At 35.9% G+C, this 18,889-nt stretch carries 16 protein-coding genes; 7 read left to right on the top strand and 9 right to left on the bottom strand.

The annotated features are described in order from the left end of the window. Positions 1-188: 188 nt before the first annotated feature. Together LW139_RS01960 and prfH are read left to right on the top strand one after the other, a co-directional pair. Complete coding sequence (locus tag LW139_RS01960; RefSeq protein ID WP_227336331.1) at positions 189-1,325, top strand: RNA ligase RtcB family protein; 1,137 nt, start codon at positions 189-191, stop codon at positions 1,323-1,325. Then, positions 1,325-1,936, top strand: a complete 612-nt coding sequence (gene prfH / locus LW139_RS01955) for a peptide chain release factor H (protein WP_166540350.1) — start codon at positions 1,325-1,327, stop codon at positions 1,934-1,936. The genes LW139_RS01960 and prfH overlap by 1 nt, the downstream gene beginning before the upstream one ends. Before the next feature lie 223 nt (positions 1,937-2,159). Here the strand turns inward: prfH and LW139_RS01950 are convergent, their stop codons facing one another. From LW139_RS01950 to dpaL, 4 genes are all read right to left on the bottom strand, one after another. After that, positions 2,160-3,434, bottom strand: coding sequence for an MFS transporter (locus tag LW139_RS01950; RefSeq protein ID WP_166540349.1), 1,275 nt, complete (start codon positions 3,432-3,434; stop codon positions 2,160-2,162). Between the two features lie 95 nt (positions 3,435-3,529). Then, positions 3,530-5,116, bottom strand: a complete 1,587-nt coding sequence (locus LW139_RS01945) for an N-acyl-D-amino-acid deacylase family protein (protein WP_109408563.1) — start codon at positions 5,114-5,116, stop codon at positions 3,530-3,532. Between the two features lie 73 nt (positions 5,117-5,189). Then, positions 5,190-6,374 carry a YgeY family selenium metabolism-linked hydrolase gene (locus LW139_RS01940; RefSeq protein WP_247850557.1) on the bottom strand — a complete coding sequence of 395 codons (1,185 nt, stop codon included), beginning with the start codon at positions 6,372-6,374 and terminating at the stop codon, positions 5,190-5,192. 31 nt (positions 6,375-6,405) lie between these two features. Beyond that, complete coding sequence (gene dpaL, locus LW139_RS01935; RefSeq protein ID WP_166540347.1) at positions 6,406-7,623, bottom strand: diaminopropionate ammonia-lyase; 1,218 nt, start codon at positions 7,621-7,623, stop codon at positions 6,406-6,408. Positions 7,624-7,986: 363 nt separating this feature from the next. On the opposite strand from dpaL, the gene LW139_RS01930 reads away from it, so the two are divergent. The 5 genes from LW139_RS01930 to LW139_RS01910 all read left to right on the top strand — a co-directional run bounded on the left by LW139_RS01930 (position 7,987) and on the right by LW139_RS01910 (position 15,349). Continuing rightward, a complete protein-coding gene (locus LW139_RS01930) occupies positions 7,987-9,789 on the top strand; it encodes a sigma-54 interaction domain-containing protein (RefSeq protein ID WP_247851198.1) in 1,803 nt (600 codons plus the stop codon). Between the two features lie 648 nt (positions 9,790-10,437). Further along, positions 10,438-11,010, top strand: coding sequence for a fimbrial protein (locus LW139_RS01925; protein WP_166540345.1), 573 nt, complete (start codon positions 10,438-10,440; stop codon positions 11,008-11,010). A 58-nt stretch (positions 11,011-11,068) separates the two neighbouring features. Next, on the top strand, positions 11,069-11,749 hold the full coding sequence (locus tag LW139_RS01920; RefSeq protein ID WP_166540344.1) for a fimbrial biogenesis chaperone: 681 nt from the start codon (positions 11,069-11,071) through the stop codon (positions 11,747-11,749). 18 nt (positions 11,750-11,767) lie between these two features. After that, on the top strand, positions 11,768-14,278 hold the full coding sequence (locus LW139_RS01915; RefSeq protein WP_227336328.1) for a fimbria/pilus outer membrane usher protein: 2,511 nt from the start codon (positions 11,768-11,770) through the stop codon (positions 14,276-14,278). Between the two features lie 9 nt (positions 14,279-14,287). After that, positions 14,288-15,349 (top strand): fimbrial protein, encoded by a 1,062-nt coding sequence (locus LW139_RS01910; protein ID WP_247850556.1) that lies wholly within the window; start codon positions 14,288-14,290, stop codon positions 15,347-15,349. Between the two features lie 90 nt (positions 15,350-15,439). Here LW139_RS01910 and LW139_RS01905 read toward each other — a convergent pair whose 3' ends face one another. The 5 genes from LW139_RS01905 to LW139_RS01885 are packed head-to-tail and all read right to left on the bottom strand — an operon-like array spanning position 15,440 to position 18,868. Next, entirely contained in the window at positions 15,440-16,576 is a 1,137-nt protein-coding gene (locus LW139_RS01905) for a hypothetical protein (protein ID WP_166540343.1), read from the bottom strand. A gap of 8 nt (positions 16,577-16,584) precedes the next feature. Further along, on the bottom strand, positions 16,585-17,100 hold the full coding sequence (locus tag LW139_RS01900) for a fimbrial protein (protein ID WP_166540342.1): 516 nt from the start codon (positions 17,098-17,100) through the stop codon (positions 16,585-16,587). A 9-nt stretch (positions 17,101-17,109) separates the two neighbouring features. Continuing rightward, the gene (locus LW139_RS01895; RefSeq protein ID WP_166540341.1) at positions 17,110-17,637 is read right to left on the bottom strand and encodes a fimbrial protein; all 528 of its coding nucleotides are present in this window, start codon (positions 17,635-17,637) and stop codon (positions 17,110-17,112) included. Continuing rightward, positions 17,630-18,118, bottom strand: a complete 489-nt coding sequence (locus LW139_RS01890; protein WP_109408553.1) for a hypothetical protein — start codon at positions 18,116-18,118, stop codon at positions 17,630-17,632. The genes LW139_RS01895 and LW139_RS01890 overlap by 8 nt, the downstream gene beginning before the upstream one ends. Before the next feature lie 15 nt (positions 18,119-18,133). Then, on the bottom strand, positions 18,134-18,868 hold the full coding sequence (locus tag LW139_RS01885; RefSeq protein WP_166540340.1) for a fimbrial biogenesis chaperone: 735 nt from the start codon (positions 18,866-18,868) through the stop codon (positions 18,134-18,136). Positions 18,869-18,889: the final 21 nt, after the last annotated feature.

Below are 18,889 nucleotides of genomic sequence, written 5' to 3'. Positions count from 1 at the left end.
AAAAAAGTGGTTACTATGCCCGCGATTTATTATTTCTTATCCATTTCACTTAACTGCAAGGAGGTATCCCATGACAACTACAAATATGAATACTCTTTGCGGACAATCTCAGAAGTAATCTTTTTTCCTTCTTTTTGCTGTCCGCCAATCAATTTATTTTTTATCCTTTACATTATATGGATTGGTATATGGACAAGTGTGTTCATTATTTATCTGATAGCGTTTGTTATATCGCATCGGATAATACTTGGATTGAAAGCAAAGCAATCCAACAATTAGAAACAACGGCTCAACTTCCTGATATGACTTATGTCGCAGGTATGCCAGATCTACATCCTGGTCGTGGTTATCCCATCGGCGCAGCCTTTTTTTCTGTTAATCGTTTTTATCCTGCCTTAGTCGGAAATGATATCGGCTGTGGTATGACGCTCTTTCAAACGGAATTTAAAAACAGCAAACTTAACTTAGATAAAGCAGAAAAACAGTTGAGTGAAATGAGTGATATCGCACCTTCAGAATGGTTAGAAGCTCATCTACCAACTGAAATGCAAAACCACTCTTTTGCTGGCTCTTTAGGCTCTATTGGTGGTGGTAATCATTTTGCTGAATTCCAACAAATCGACCAAGTGATCAATGAAACGCTTTTTGCTGAAAGTGGTATCAATAAAAAACAGTTATTGCTATTAGTCCACAGTGGCTCAAGAGGTTTAGGACAATCTATCTTACGTGCCCATACAGAACAGTTTGGTCATAAAGGACTGACTGCTAACACTGAAGATGCAAATGAATATTTGCAAGCTCACAATAAAGCACTTGATTATGCAAAGCTAAATCGCCGCCTTATTGGTGAAAGAATGATGCGCCAAATTCGTACTCAAGGTGAAGTTATTTCTGATGTTAATCATAATCTTGTAGAGCCTTGTGAGTTATATGGTCAACAAGGCTGGTTACATCGTAAAGGTGCAACACCGGCACATCACGATATGGTGGTTATTCCAGGTTCACGCGGTGACTACAGTTATATTGTTAAGCCCATTGTGTCTGAATTAAGCCTTCATTCATTACCGCATGGTGCAGGCAGAAAATGGATGCGTACCGAGTGTAAAGGCCGTTTATCACACCGTTTTACCCCCTTACAACTTTCACGAACTGCATTAGGTAGCCGTATTATTTGTGCCAACAAACAACTGATTTATGAAGAAGCACCACAATCTTATAAATCAATTGAAACCGTGATTGAAAGTATGGTCAGCATTGGATTAATCGAAGTTATTGCACGTTTAAAACCCGTGATCACCTATAAAACAAGTGGGGAGATGGCGTAATGTTATTACAATTCACCTCCGCACAAGGCCCTGAAGAGTGCTGTTTAGCCGTTGAAAAAGCCTTAAATTACTTTTTGAAATCAACGACAAAACAGCAAGTGAACGTTACTGTTCTTGAAAAAGAACCTTCACGTCATGGCTTAAAATCTGCGTTAGTTTCTCTTGAAGGTAGTGATGCACAAGCTATTGCACAACAGTGGGCAGGTTCAGTGCAATGGCAATGTACAAGCACGTTACGACCACGACATAAGCGTAAAAACTGGTTTATTGGTGTTGCTTGTTTTGAACAACCAGATGAAATTAGCGACACAGAAATTGTCTTTGAAACTATGCGTTCAAATGGCCCCGGTGGTCAGCATGTTAACAAAACAGAATCGGCGGTCAGAGCAACACATATTGCCACAGGTATTAGTGTAAAAGTGCAATCAGAACGTAGTCAGCACGCTAATAAAAAGCTCGCTAAGCAACTTATTGCATGGCATTTAGAAGCTTATATGATGAAGCAACACGCCTCATTAAATAGTCAACGCCATATTGCTCATCATCGAGTGATCAGAGGTGATGCTACACTCTGTTTTAGTGGTAATGACTTTGTGCTTATAAGCAAATAATGTTATTAATCTAACAAAAGCAAAGCCACGATTTTTTTATCGTGGCTTTTTTTAAGACAAAAAGACCCTACAATAAGATTTTTTAATTTAAAAAATCAATAAAGCGTATAGTGAATTTTAATAAATAAATCTTACAGTTAAGATATTTATTCTATTTAATTAATCTTATTTATTTTAATAACATCACACTTATTCAAATATAAACGTTATTAATACTGATTAATTAAATTTCTGCAGGTGTATTTCTCATTTTAACAGTGAACGTCACAACAGCAGAGGCGACTAATGCAATTATCATAAACATAAATGCACTATCATAACTGCCACCACTCGCTTTAATTAAGAAGCCCATAACGGGAGCAGAAACAACACCCGCCATTTGGCCACCGAAGTTAACAATTCCCGAAGCACGGCCCATGATTTTATTTGGGATAGTATCCATTAAAATACCCCAGAACATTGCCATGGCGAAGAACATAAATAATGCTGAAATACACTGATATACAACAGCCATATCCGCACTTTCAACGGTATAAGTCATATATAAGAAGCCTGCTGCAATCACTGCGGTAACCATATATAACCATTTACGCTGTGATTTACATTTATCAGAAACATAACCACCTAATAATGTCCCACCAGCACCAAATAAGAATGGAATAGCTGCCATTACCCCGGTTTTAGCCAAAGAGAATTCACGAACAGTAATTAAATAGCTTGGTAACCAAGTTGAAAATCCCCAAAAGGTAATATCAAACAGAAACCAAATCGCTGCCATTTGCCATAATACGGGCATTTTTAACACATCTTTAAAAGGTACGGCTTCAACAGGTTTATCCGTTAATGTACCATCTGCCGCCAATTCATCGAGATCTTGCTGAGTAATACTTGGGTGATCTTTGGGATTATCACGAGTAAAGAAGTAGATACCTGCGGCAATTAATAAGCCCGGAATACCTAAGACAATAAAGACCATGTGCCAGCCAAAAGCGCCGATAATGCTGGCTGCAACAATGACGGCTAATGCTGGCCCTAAAGTATTTACTGTTGATTGAATTGCAGTAGCACGACCACGCTCTTTAGATGGGAAATAAGTTGAGATCATTTTCCAAGAAGCGGATGGGAAACAGCCTTCACCAATACCAAATAAGAATCGCACTGCTAACATTAACGGTAATGTAAACACCATCCCCGTTAAACTGGTAAATACTGACCACCAAGCGATACCAATTGCCATAATTTTACGCGCACCAAAACGGTCAGCTAAGAAACCACCCGGTATTTGGAATGCAGCATAACCGACAAAGAATGCACTGATGATTAAGCCTTGTTGAGTGGTATCAAGATTAAGATCACGCCCAATAAAAGGTAATGAAACGCTCATCACCATTCTATCTAAGAATGAAAGTAACCATGCTAACCAAATCAAAGATAAAACGGTGTAACGAGCTTTCCATGTTTTCTTCTGTTGAAGATCTGGAATAATATTTGAACTCATTTTCCTGTTCCTCAGGTAAGGGGAAACCATCACGGTTGAAAAACAACCGTGATAAACAGAGATAAGATTTAACGTTTAAGAGTGCTATTGTGTTGTTATGCTCTTAAAACATGACCGCTACAGGCGTAACTTTCGACTCCATTAATTAAAGCAATACGCCCATTGACCATCACCAAATCAATCCCTTCTGGGTATTGGTTTGGTTCAACAAACGTGCCTTTATCAATAATGGTTTCAGGATCAAACATCACAATGTCTGCCGCATACCCTTCTTTAATTAAACCTCTGTCGGTTAATCGAAGGACTTCCGCTGGTTTACCGGTCATTTTGCGGATAGCTTGTTCCCAAGTAAGGCATTTTTCTTCTCTGACGTATTTCCCTAAAACACGAGGGAATGCACCAAATACACGGGGATGAGGTTTCCCTGCGCCCATTAATCCATCAGTACAGACGTTTTGTTCAGGACGACATAAGAATTTGATAACGTGTTCTTCTGTACCGTAAAAATCCACCATTCCTACCGCATTTTCTTCTTCATATAGCAGGTCAAAGGTTGCGTTATACGGATCTTTACCTCGCAATTTGCCTAGCTCGACAAGGCTAAGCCCAACAGCATCTTGGTTTTTTTCTGTTTTAGAGCTAGTGACATAAATATTTTCTAATCCTGCGAAATCAATAAAGTTATCCCAACCTGGAATGCCTTTTTCGATATCTTCAATCATCTTTTTACGCAGTTCAGGAGAAGCTAAGCGTTCTAATAATTTCTCTGTACCTCCTGCGTGAACCCAAGGCGGTAAAATCACCCCAAGCATGGTACTGCCTGCCACATACGGATATTGGTCAAAAGAGATACGAATACCCTCTTTTTGGGCTTGCTCTAACATACCGAGCATTTCATCGATTAATCCCCAGTTTTTCTTACCACACACTTTCATATGAGAGATATGCAACCAAACACCCGATGCTTTAGCGATATCAATAAGCTCTTGAGTAGACTGAATAATATCGTCAGCTTCACTACGCTGGTGAACCACAAAAATACCATTGTGCTTCGCGGTAACCTTGCAAAGTTCGATCATTTCTGCGGTATCGCCAAAGGCGCAAGGCATATAAATCAATCCTGTTGATAAACCAAATGCCCCAGCTTTTAATTCACGCTCTAAGATCTCGCACATTTTGGCGACATCTTCACGAGTAGAGGGATTACCTTCTAATCCCATTGCTTCCATTCTGATATTGCCATGAGGCACAAGGTAAGCGAGATTAGTTGCTGAGCCTCTAGCTTCCAACATCCCTAAGTAACCTTCAGTATTTTTAAAATGCCAATCAATACTGTCAGAATCTCCATCTAATCCTGCAATATTCTTACGCCATGCAGAAATATACTGTTCTGGCAATGGTGCTAACGCGACACCATCTTGCCCTAACAATTCCGTGGTGATCCCTTGACGGATCTTTGCCGATAATGCGGGATTAAGTAGTGCAGAAAGATCCGAGTGAGTATGCGTATCAATAAAACCAGGACAAACTATCTTCCCAGTAGCATCAATTATTTGATCATTTGTTTTTGCATCACACTGACCGATTTTTATTATTTTGCCTTCATTAACCACGACATCAGCTTGAAATGCACTTGCCCCTGTTCCATCAATAACAGTGGCATTTTTAAATATTGTTTTCATTCTGTTATTTCTCCAAAGAGCATCTGGCTATTTCGCCAGATACTCTTCTAGTAAGGATTTATTTTAGTAAGAATTAAAGGTGATAAAGGCTGTTCATAATGCTGTAGTAACCGCTTGCTGCACCTTTTAGTTGTTCAATTTCGATATACTCATCAATGGTGTGCGCCAAATTTTCGCGAGATGGACCAAAACCGATAGTTTTAATGCCGGCTTCACCCGCGTAATGACTGCCATTAGTACAGAAAGAGTATTGTGTAACAGTAGGTTTAAAGCCCGACTCATATAGCCCTGTTAAAACGCTTTGTACATAAGGATCACTCTCTTCTAATACCCAACCTGGGAAGAAACGTTCACCTTCAATAGTGGCACCGGTGTAACATTTTTCAGTACCATAGGCATAAGAGACTTTAGCTTTAAAATCAGCATCTTGATTAGCCAGTTCGTCAATTGCTTTTTGTAATGGTGCGAGTACTTGTTCTTTAGTTTCACCCACTAACAAACGGCGATCATAAGTGGCTCGACAATATTCGGGTACAACCGAAGCTCCAGGATAAGGTGAGGATTTTATATCCGTCAGTTCTAAGATCCCTTTTCCTAATATCGGATGAACTGGTGGCGTTAAGGTTCTGATCTTCTCGATCAATTTTGCCATTTTATAAACAGAATTGATCCCCGCATCTGGATTAGCGGAGTGTGCTGGCTTACCGAAGGTTTCAACAACAATTTCGGCTCGACCTCGTTGGCCTATTTTCAGGTTTAATTCTGAGGCTTCACCAATCACCACGTAATCGGGTTTATAGCGCTCTGAAACCAGTCTTGCTGCCACACCTTCAAAGCATTCTTCATGCACAATACAAGAAACATAAATACGGCCAGCAAAATTTCGCTGATTATCTTGGCCATAAAAACCAATTGCCGAAATCATTGCAGCCACAGCACCTTTCATATCACTAGTACCACGACCATAAATCTTGCCGTCTTTTATTTCTGCACCATAAGGTTTTTCTTTCCAGTCATGCTCACTTACCGGTACAGTGTCGATATGACCATCAAAAATAAGGGTTTTCCCTGGGTGTTGGCCTATAATCCCACCAATAATATTGCCGTATTTATCAATATGAATATCATCAAAATCATAGCTTTTCATCATCTCTTCTATGACTTTAACAACGTTACCTTCTTCACCTGAATAGCTTTTTTGTTGGATTAATAATTGGCAATTCTTAATAACTTCATCAAATCGGTTTGCTGATAACATACTTTTTCACTCCAAAAGACTTATTTGTTTTTTAAAATTGTTTGAAGCTAGGCAACTCACCATCCCACACGATATCGCGATAACGCTCAGGATCTGTGTCACCTTCAGTGCTGATCACAAGCACTCTTGCATTTTCATCTAATCCCAGCTCTTCTTTCACGCTTTGATAAACCGGTGATTGCATTAAAATAGAGAGCAACCCTGTTGTCACAGCGCCAGATTCACCAGAAATGATGTGCGGATCACCGGGTAAAGGGTTTCCTAAAATCCGCATTCCCCTAGTTGCGACGGCATCAGGGCAAGAGAAAAATGCCGCTGAATAATCGCGTAATAAATTCCAACCAATACTATTCGCTTCACCACAAGCAAGCCCCGCCATAACGGTTTGCAAATCTCCGCCAACAGGAATGGCATCCGCTTTTCCTGATACGGCAGATTGATATAAACAGTCGGCAATACGTGCTTCTGCCACAATTACTTTCGGGGCTTGTTTGCCATAAGCAGCGGTTACCATGCCTTGCACCATACCCGCAAAAGAGCCCACGCCGGCTTGCACAAAAATATGCGTCGGTGGTACTTCATGTAATTGCGCGAGAGATTCCAGCATTAAAGTGCCATAGCCTTGCATGATCCATAGAGGGATCTCTTCATAGCCATCCCATGCAGTATCTTGAACCACGATCCAGCCATATTTTTCAGCCATTTCCGCCGTCATTCTCACTGCATCGTCATAGTTCATATCAACGATTTCAGCGACTGCACCTTCTCGTAAAATGGCATCCAAACGTTCTTGTGATGATCCTTTTGGCATATAGACCACTGCTTTTTGCTTTAACTGTCTTGCCATCCAAGCAACGCCACGTCCATGATTCCCGTCAGTGGTTGTCGCAAAAGTTACGCCATTTAACTTTTTCCTGATCTCATCACTGATCATTACTTCATAAGGTAATTCACTTATGTCCATTTCGAGGAAATCAGCAATATGGCGTGCCATCGCGTAAGCACCACCTAACGCTTTAAACGCCTTTAAACCAAAACGGAAAGATTCATCTTTGAGATATAATTCACCAACCCCAAAAGTTTTAGCTAACTGGGGTAAATGAAATAACGGTGTAGGTGCGTATCCTGGAATAGTTCGGTGAAAATCTAACGCTTTAGCTAACTCGTCATAATGAAAAGGGGCAAGCTCCGCGGTTGGTTTTCGCGTAAATGAACTTTGGTTAATCAGGTACTGCAATTGCTCCTGCATGGAATTACCTCTTAATCACACTTTAAAATTCGCGATAACCCAATATCGCGATTAATCGGAATACATAGGGTTATTCCCTATATCGCAATATGTATGCCAACTCACTCAAAAAGCATCCAATAAAAACATAATTAATTGATTTTAAATATATTTATTGTTTTAGTGATTAAGGAGGAAAATTCTTGAGACAGAAAAGCTGTGATCTAGACGGTTTTATTTAGCTGATAAATTATCAATAATAAGAAACTGTGTGAGCTTTATACAAAATAAAAGCAACCAATTGATAAATAACAATTAAATAAACATCAAAAATAGATGATGATAATTTATTATCAATAATGATAATTTTAAGGTGAGAATGTGATGCACTCATTACTTAGTACACTGCAAGATGAAATCAGTAAATATACCGATGCCATTGCGGGGATCACTGGCACTGATGTTGAAATTATTGATAACAATTTAATTCGTATTGCAGGTACAGGGCGTTACCGTTATATGCTTAATCAAGATGTCTCCAATAATGGACATATTTATCGCCATGTGCTGCAAGTACAAAAGACTATTTTGATTGAAGATCCGAAAGAAAATAGCCTCTGTCAACTCTGTCAAAATCGCTTAACCTGCACTGAAGAGCTTGATCTTAATGCCCCTATTTTTCTGAATAACCAAGTTATTGGTGTAATTGGAATTATCTGTTCTAACCGAGAACAGAAAATGTTTTTGATGAAGCAGAAACAAGCTTTTATCACCTTTATCGAACAGTTTTCAGAAATGATCTCAAGCCGTATTTTTGAATGCCTTGAAAGGCTTCGTGAACAAGAGCGATTTGGCACTTTTCGAAATTTAATTGATGTGATGGATAGAGGGGTAATTGCTATTGATAGCCAAGGTAAAATTTGGCACGCCAATCTTTCTGCTTTGCGTTTTTTTGATTGTGAGCTTATTGGTCAGTCTCTTGATATCGATATGACAGGCGATATCCTTTATGGTGATGAAGAAGCGTGGCTGATATTAAACCAGCAACGCTACCACGTTCTGTGTAAAAAAATCACCTTTTCATCGGTTGATAATGACCAACTTACCATGGTTATCTTTCATGATGCTCGTGATTATATGACGCAGGTAAATACCCTTTCCGTTGATGAAAACCCCCACTCTCCTTTAATTGGCAATTCACAAAACATGCTTCACTTAAAAAGTATGTTAAGTAAAGTTGCCGTAAGTCATGCTAGTGTGCTTATCACAGGAGAAAGTGGCTCAGGTAAAGAAGTGGTCGCTTATACTATTCATCAACAAAGCCTACGCACAAAGCAGCCCTTTATTACTATTAACTGTGCAGCCATTCCTGAACAACTCTTAGAAAGTGAGCTTTTTGGTTATGTACGTGGCGCCTTTAGTGGTGCTGATCCAAAAGGACGTATTGGTAAATTTGAATTAGCTCATGGTGGTAGCCTATTTCTTGATGAAATTGGTGATATGCCTTTACATTTACAAGCCAAACTTTTGCGTGTACTTCAAGAAAAAAGCATTACCCGTGTTGGCTCTAATAATCTAATTAATATTGATGTGCGTATTATTGCCGCCACAAACAAAGATCTGCGTGAAATGGTAAATAAAGGCCAATTTCGTGAAGATCTATTTTATCGTCTCAATGTTGTTCCGATCCATACACCAGCATTACGTGATCACAGAGAAGATATTGCAGAGCTAGCACAATTCTTTGCTGATGATCTGGCTTTAACCTATCAAAGGCCCTCCACGAAGATCCCCAACGTTGTTATTAACTACTTATATTCCTATGATTGGCCGGGTAATATTCGCGAGTTACGCAATGTGATTGAATATATGTATGTTATGCAAGGCGATACCGTCGATTTAAATCTCAGCCACCTTCCGCCTTACCTGTTAGAGACTTCTCATGGTGATATTTTAGAAAAAGAAAATTTTAATCGTGTCTATACCAAGACTAATCCCCCCCACGAACATCAAACTCAATCTTTAAACACACAAGAACTTCTCAAAACTAAAAGCTTAACATCAGAGTATCAAACCATTATTAGCATATTAGAAAAAACGGGAACAACATTGGAAGGAAAAAAGAAAGCGGCAGAAATCTTAGGAATAAGCATTGCCACTTTATATAGGAAAATGAAAATACGATAAAAAGTATTTAAGATGAAATTTTAAATACTTTTAAATTTAATCAAAAGATTTAAATAAAAATGAAAGATTTAATAACAATTATTTCTACTAATTATTCTATCTAGATTATTAGAAACTCTTCTTTTAATGACTACCTTTTATAAAGTATTGTCATCATGATATTTTAATATTAATGCTATTTGTAACAAAATATATTTTCCATAAAGTAAATTTAAACTATCTCCCTTTCTTCCTTACATCACATAAAAAACCAACCATATGAAAAATAAGAATAAATAATTTTATTTTTATTATCTTATTAATGTTTTTTCTAAATTACATAAGAAAACTTTGTAACACTGTACATGAGACATAATTAAATAAACTACATAGAATCCACCTGTACAAAAATTGAAGTTATTTTCTACATCCAGATTTAGTATTAATTATAAAAAGCAAAGTAATAAGAGTTGATTGTGAATTTTATGATTAATACTAAAAGCTATTTTATCTAAGGTTATATTTCTATTAGAACCATCTTTTTGAATTGCTTATATCTACTGGTGCTTTTAGTTAACTTATGAGCAATAAGGACAAACTAATCTTAGAGTAAATAGCACTTAATATGACTAATTAAACACTATTTATATCAATCACTAGGGGTCAATAATGCCTATTTTAACAAAAAAACTACTTCCAATGGCTTTCGTTATCTCAGCAATAACGGCAAGTGCAACAGTTTCTGCTGAAGAGCAAACAGGACAAATTTCTTTTACTGGTTTAATTTACGCATCAACTTGCACCATTGATATTAATGGCACTGGTTCTGACGGTAACGTCAATATGGGGCGCTATGCTACCAGTGAATTTGACGATGCCGGTAGCGAAGTGGGCGGAACTGGCGGTAATGGTCAATTAGATATCTCTTTAATTAACTGTCCACCTCAAGGTAAAGTTAAATTAAAACTAGAGGGTAAAACAGATAGTAGTTCTAATCAAATTTTAGCATTAGATAATCCTAATGATCCTAACACCGCAAAAAATGTCGGTATTCATATTTATGATCATGATGATTTAGATGATCCTTACCATATTAATCTTACTGAAGAATATGAAATTAAAGATAATGGCGATCTTAAATCTAAAACATTATCTTTTATTGCCAAATATGTCAGCACTGATAATGACGTTGAAGCTGGTCGTGCTGATGCAACATTAAATTATACTTTGACTTATCAATAATAAATAAATGCAGGTTAATTATTATATTAGCCTGCCTCAATTAAAGAGGTGCTTATCAATGATATTAAAAAAAACGCTGTTAGGACTAGGCTTAATATTTAGCTCAATCACATCTAGCTTTGCTGGATTTGGTTTAGAAACAACACGAGTTGTTTACAATGAAAGTAATAATAATGAAGGATTTGTTGCATTTAATAGCGATAAGAATACTAATTATTTATTACAATCTTGGGTCGAAGATCTTAATGGAAAACTTACACAAGATTTTGTTATTACACCACCATTAATTAAATTAATGGCTCAACAAAAAAACACATTACAAGTTACTAAAAATACCACCTTACCTAATGATATTGAATCTATGTATTGGATCAATGTTAAATTTGTCGCACCAAGTAATGAGAACTTAGAGAATGTACTTCGCTATTCTATGACTAATAGAATTAAATTAATCTACAGACCTCAATCTCTTAAAAATGCAAATATTGATAAAGAAATAAAAGCATTAAATTGGAATGTGAAAAATGAAAACCTCGTAGTATCCAATAAATCACCTTATTTTATTAATATTGGAAAGCTAATAATCGATGGTAAAGAGATTGAAAACACACCTAGTTTTCTTTTACCAAAATCAGAAACAACGATTAATGTAGGTAAAACACTTTCGAACAATAAGAAAATAGAATTATTTTATATCGATGATTTTGGAAAAAGCCTTCCAGTGGAATTCTCATTATAATAAGAGATATTATTCAATATGAAAAAGACAATGGATAATTATTTAAATAAATCGCCACTCAATTTATTTATTGTTGGCGTTTTATTCGCTTCTTTTAATACATCTGCAAACGATTATTATCCTGCTAATTTATTAAATATTGAAGGAAATACACAGCAAGTTACCAATGAAGATCTTAATGTCTTTAGAGAAAATAGTATTGCTCCCGATCGTTATACCGTAACACTTTTTGTGAATGAAAATCGCGTATTAACTCGTGATTTTGATTTTATTCTCATGGAAGATGAGAATGGTAATAAAATATTAGCACCTCGTCTTTCCGCTGAAGAATGGTATAACGCAGGTATTGATCTCCCTTATGATGTGATTAATAAAAACAAAAATAATGATTTTATTAATCTCAACGATATTAACAATGCCAGTGGCTATCTTGATTTAAATAGAAAAAAATATATTTTAACAATACCACAGTTATATGTTAACGAAGACAGATTAAAAGAAAATGAAATAAAAAATTGGGATTCAGGTATTCCTGCATTATTAGTTAACTATGCCTTATCTTCATTCAATAGCCGTACTCATGGTAATACAACAGACAGTTATTATGGCAATATTCAAACTCAAGTTAACTTAGGGCCTTGGCGCTTTAATAACTATTCAACCTGGACAAAGAATGAGAATGGCGATAAAAAATGGAATACGCTAAGTAATGTGATTTCTAGAGCAATCACCAGTATTAATAGTGAATTAATGATTGGTGATCTTTATTCTTCTTCACAACTGTTTGATTCAGTAAAATTTAGAGGTATTAAATTAGTTACTGATAGATTAATGACACCGACACAAAATAGAACTTATGCACCGAGTGTTTCTGGTATTGCCAATTCAGAATCTATAGTTACTATTACCCAAAATGGCCAAGTTATTTATAAACGCAGTGTACCTGCGGGGCCTTTTAATATCACTGATTATTATCCGATGAACAGTGGTGGAGATTTACATGTTAGCGTTACTGAAGCTGATGGTTCTGAGAAAAATTTCATAGTCCCCTTTTCTTCTATTGCCAATCTTGAACGAAAAGGCGAAATAAAATATAGCTTTTCGACTGGTAAATATGACGGTAACAATAGCGGTAATGGTGCTTATGTTGTCCAAACCGAAGCTTTCTATGGTTTAACCGATTACGTTACCCTTTATGGTGGTGTACTTATTGGTGAAAAATATCAATCTGTTGGTGTCGGTACAGGCGTAAATTTAGGTAGCTATGGTGCAATCACGACCGATTTACTCTACGCCCAATCTTCCACTAATCATGGCAATGATGCATTACATGGTAATGCCGTTAGAGTAAATTATTCTAAAAATATATCAGTTACAGATACAACGCTTTCGTTAGTCGGCTATCGTCATTTCGATGCTAACTTTCTTAATTTTACCCAAGCAATGGAACACAAGGACACAAAATATAATCCCAATAATGGATTAAAAAATGAATATACATTCTCCATTAATCAGCCTTTATTTTCTAATAGTGCTTCAATTAATTTAAACTCTGTTATTTATAAGTATGTCGATGGTAAAACTGTTCACTCTTATAATGCAGGTATTAATAGCTCTATAAATAAAGTTAACTATAGCGTTTATTACACTTATTATGATGGCAGTCGCTATAACGATAAAAATAAAAACAGTCATGATTTAAGTATGAATGTTAGTATTCCATTTTCATGGAATGAAAACTACATTTGGGCTAATTACGGTATTTCGACTAATAATGATAACCAAGTCTTACAAACTGCACGTCTAAGCGGAACCTATGGTGACAAAAACCAAGCCAATTGGGATGTTTACCAAGGATATGGCAATAAAGGTGTTAATTATAGTGGTGGTTTAAATGGCTCTTATAAAGCACAAAATGCTGTCGTTAATGCAGGATATTCATACACAGAAGATAAACAAAATATTAATTACGGCATTAGTGGAGCATTAGTCGCAACACAATATGGCGCGGTATTTACGCCCTCATTACAACAGACAAACGCATTAATATTGACCAAGGATACCTCTGGTGTAGAAGTGGTTAATGGCCAATCCATCAAAACAAACAATAGTGGATTAGCGGTTGTTTCCGGCATGTCTCCTTATCAAAAAAACAGCATTAGCGTGAATACTAATTCGATCCCGAGTAACACTGAAATTTCAAATAATATTATTAGTAATATTATTCCGACCAAGGGCGCATTAGTGTTAGCTGACTTTGATGCTAAAAAAGGATTTAAATTCCTACTGACATTACAAACACCGGATAAAAGTACCATTCCAATGGGCGCTAAAGCCGTGATTGATAATGATGATACACAATTAGTAGCAAGCTTCCATCAACTCTATTTTGTTGCCAATAAACCACAAGGCAACATTCAAGTTTCATGGACTATTCACGGTGAGCAGAAAACCTGTCACGCAACTTATGACATTAATAATAAAGCGCCAGTTAATGGTTTATATATTTTAGATACTGAGTGTAAATAAGGAAATAAAATGACTAATTTAAAAAATAAGATGAATAAATTATTATTTCTAATTTTTATTCTTAGTTTATCTTCTCTCTCATTTTACAGCCATGCGGCACCAGATTGTGTTAATAACGGCGGTATTAAACATGGCACAATGGATGCCAGAGGTGGCACAATTGAACTAAAAGGAATGGTCAAAAAAAATCAAGAGGTGGCGCGTTTTACATTTAAACGTGATGGCTCTGATGTTGCTGTTGCGGATTGCCCAGATGGTGCTGAGTTTTATGCTTATGCAACATATAGCGAGGCAAGTGGTGTAATGCCAACATATTATGGAGATATTGATGGTAGGCCCGCATATTATGTTGTACGCAATGGCCCTACAGTAGGCTTAGACGATTATGCTTATGTTCTAATCGAAAACCAATCTGGTCTTGCATTTAGAAGCCAACCTGGACAAGAAATCCCAGTTAATGCACCTAAACTTAATACCAGAGACGCCACAGTAATTGTTTACTCTACTAAAGATAATCCTAAATCACACCGTTTTACGACTCAATATATTGGCTCTATATTAATTAATCGGTTTAATTCAGGTGGTGGCACAACAGCGGTTGGTTTTAGTTATCGTCTATCGGTAAATATTATTAGTGCACCAACATCTTGTAGTGCAGAAAATACTAATCTTGAAATGAATTTGCCTAAAATGCCTATTACCGCATTTTCTGACATCGGTTTTCCTCGCGATAATCAGTATGTAGAAGATCATCTCAGAATAAACTGTACAGGTAACAGCTCTGCTAAAATTAAACTGATGGCACACAACACCACCAGTTATGATGGACAAAAAACGATTATCAAACCCGATAATGAAGGTGATAGGAATAATGCTAAAGGCATAGGCTTTGTAGTTTCATCCCCTTTAAATGATAATACGGTATTAATTAATAATCAGTTTGTAAAACTGGCTGATTTAACCAGTGGGATCAATAGTGTTCCATTAAAAGCTGAATATTATCGTTATGGTGATGAGATAAAACCCGGCAAACTTAGTGCCTCTACAAATTTTGTATTAGAGTTTAATTAAAAAGTCTTTGATAATTAAATAACCCACTATCTTTAAACAAAAAAAAACGCTATTAAATTTAATAGCGTTTTTTAAATCAATAAGAAAGAATTAAGGATAAGCAGCTATTAATACGGCTGTACCACTATAATTACCTCCACTAGCATTTGTTCCTTTTAAAATACTTTCTATTTGGATCTGCTTATATTGTCCAACTCTAGAAGTAAATTTTTGTCCTCGATTACCTGTCTCAGCATCAATCATTTGAATTTTGCTATAGATAGTTCTATTTGTACCATCGACTTTTAAAGGTAAACGTTGTTGAGGATCACCATCTTTGGTATAAAATAGTTCAAATTCAACAGGGGTTGGAACAACGTGATCACAAGAGAAATTAATTGGTCTAACAACTCGGCTTTCATACTTTTCAGCATTTAATACACCGTGATTAATAACCAAGTTATAACCTACATCAGTTCGACATTCTGCTGGTGATATCAATGTAGCTCCAAGTAACCTCATTGGTGCCGATGTACTGCTAATTGGCATGGATTGAGGTAATACTCCTTTAGCTAGAGACAGGTCGGATAAATTTGTCCAAGCCCTAGTATAGGCAGCAAATTCAGAGCTTGGAATAACAGTCACACCATCAATATTTCTTTTTTTAATATAAATTGTTATATAAAACGGGAATTGATAGCGAAAAGAATCAATTTTTTTAGTTGTAGATTTATTAAACTCATTTCTACAGTGAACCGCCGTAGAATTAGTTTCACTACTCCAATTATTTAATATGGGTGCTTCTGGTTTAATTGTAGCAAAAGTATTATAGCTTAATTGAAATGTCGCTTGATTATTAATTAAAAATGGAGCTTGTGGTGAATAAGTAAATATTCTATGAAAAGGAGTCCAGCTTTTAGTTTTTGCCCCAGGAAACACTTTAGAGAAATCACCATGGCACTTTACCATTCCTGAAAATCGAACTTGAGAAGCACCTTTTTCTATTTTATAAGTATTACCCACTTGATAGAAAAAATCACCATTTGACGCAATAGTGGGTGTTTTTGAGATTTTAGCATTATTAGCAGTTAAATCGATTGTATACCCATCAGCACTAGAAGTTATTGTATCTGTATAAACAACCGCATCTGCCGCAATACTGTTAAATGGAATAGAAAAACTAGCACCTAAAACAGCACTCAAATATAATGTTTTATATTTTTTTAAAAAAAATAAATAATTTTTCATACTAGCCTCTAATTATAATCAACTAATAACGAAACATTAGCTGTAAAAGGTCCCATTTTAAGCTGTGTGCCAGATCGATTTGATACTAACTGAGTGCTTAGTGATATTTTCCCTGAATTACTGCTACTAAGAATTGGTGTAATACGTTCATAACGCTGAACATTAATTTTACGTTTACCACTGGTAATATCAGAAAATTCAATTCCTAATTGATCTGTTGTTGTGGCTAATACATCAACACCATTATAAGAAAAATAACCATTATCTTTAGGAGAAAGATATAAATTCATCATTTTATTTAAGTTACAATCTTTAATTAATACATCAAAGGTTTTTGGTGGTGTTTTTACTATTGCGTTAACATCCACATTTTGAAAATCAATAAATAGCTCTTTGGCTCCTTTAGCATCCGTCACTGTACATGCAGGATTAATTAGTGTCGCATTAACTGTAATATGGATTTCAGCCGATGAAATAGGTACATATAATAAGCCAATAGTTAGCGCTAGTATTATTTTTTTCATTATCGCCTCCTATTGATAATCAATATTAAATGTAATGGTCGATGAAAATGCACCTTCTTTTAAATCCCCTGTAACAGGTGGACGTGCATAAACCTTAAAATTCAATAAATTTTGCTCATTTTGACCTGTCACTAAAACACGAGCCATATCAATTTTTTCATTAAATTTAATGACTGTATCATTGTTATCCAGTAGACCTAATAAAACATTAGAGCCACCTTCTGTTTTTAAATAGCTAATACCTTTATCTGTTACAAGAGTATTACTATTTAATTTTATTGAAATTGTTTTATTTAAATCACTCACATAACAATCAACAATGGGTATAGAAAAATCGACAGGTTGAGAACGTCCATATTCATAAAGATATTTACTACTAATTTTATTAAGCTGAACCTCTAAGTTATAAGGCGATTCAGGGAGCTTACATCCTGTAGAAACTAGATTTCCCATAAAAGAAATATCTAATGAACCACCTGCATAGCTATAAGTGGAGAGGCTACATAATGGCAATAGTAGATAAATCAATTTATTCATAATATATCTCCATCAGATAGCTATGAGCACCTAATTCTCGCGCTTCAAATTGCAATGCATTTCTACCATTTTGTAATGAAAATTTATGCTTTGATAAAACACGATCATACTCAATAAAAGATAAATTAATCGGTGTCGGTGCCGTCATATTTTTAACAGTCTGTGGAGAAAAAGAATTACCCATACCACATTCAGATAAATTCGCTGTAATTAAAAAAGCGTCATAACTTAGAAATTTATTTTTTGGACGATAACTTTTTATTTTGTAGTCAATAAAATCACAAGGCGAACTGACAAGATTAGCAGTGACATAAATATAACCACTGCTTTTATTATTATATGCGCTTTCTATCGTCTCAGTAGAATTTAATAAAGGTTTTGTTTCAATAGTAATTATTTTGGCATAGGCATAACTCCCAGATAATAAAATTATCATAGATAAACAGCTATTTTTTAGATAACGAAATTTCTGGGAATTCATATTCTATTCCTTATGTTACATTTCTTTTGCTACTGTGCATTTAGCTTGTTCACACTTAAATTGCAGCGTCGGTTTTCCGCCGTAATCATTAATAATGGTCATATAGGGAACATTCGTTTTAGGTACAGCGAATTCATGATCTGATTTAGGAGGGATCATCACAACGCTAAAGGCACCTGTTTCAGATGCTTTTTGTGTTGAAGCCAATCCAATCACAGTTAAATAAAAAGGTGTCACGTTATTCACGGTATACCCTTTCGCTGACGGTGTTAATGTCACACTATGGAACCACATGCTGTCTGCTTGGGACAGAATTTCTGCCGGACGATAAAACAATTTTACTCGACTTTGTAATGCAATTTGTAAAACGTTCGCTTCTTCAGATTTAGGTGGAACTTCACGTAAGTTATAGTAAAAAACAGTCTCTCTATCTTTTGGTAATGATGCGATAGAAGGTGTCGTACTAATTTGTACGATACTTGATGATTTAGGATCTAGACGCTGGATCGGCGGCGTCGCAATTAATGGTCCTGTTGTTAATTTTTTCTCATTAGCATCATCAATCCATGTTTGTGCTAAATAAGGAAGCGTTGGATTATCATTACGAATAGTAATGTTAATCGATTTTTCAGTTCCAGGAAAAATCACTCTCGTTCTATCTAGTGTTACTGCACTTTGAGCAACACTAGAGATCCCCATTAATGAGATGAAAAGAGTGGAAATAACAGTTTTATTAAATTCTTTTTTCATTTACGGTTAACCTTATTAGCA

Source organism: Proteus vulgaris, assembly GCF_023100685.1.
Classification (GTDB): Bacteria; Pseudomonadota; Gammaproteobacteria; order Enterobacterales; family Enterobacteriaceae; genus Proteus.
The sequence above is the reverse complement of the archived record's forward strand: the minus strand, read 5'-3'. Positions and strand labels throughout refer to the sequence as shown.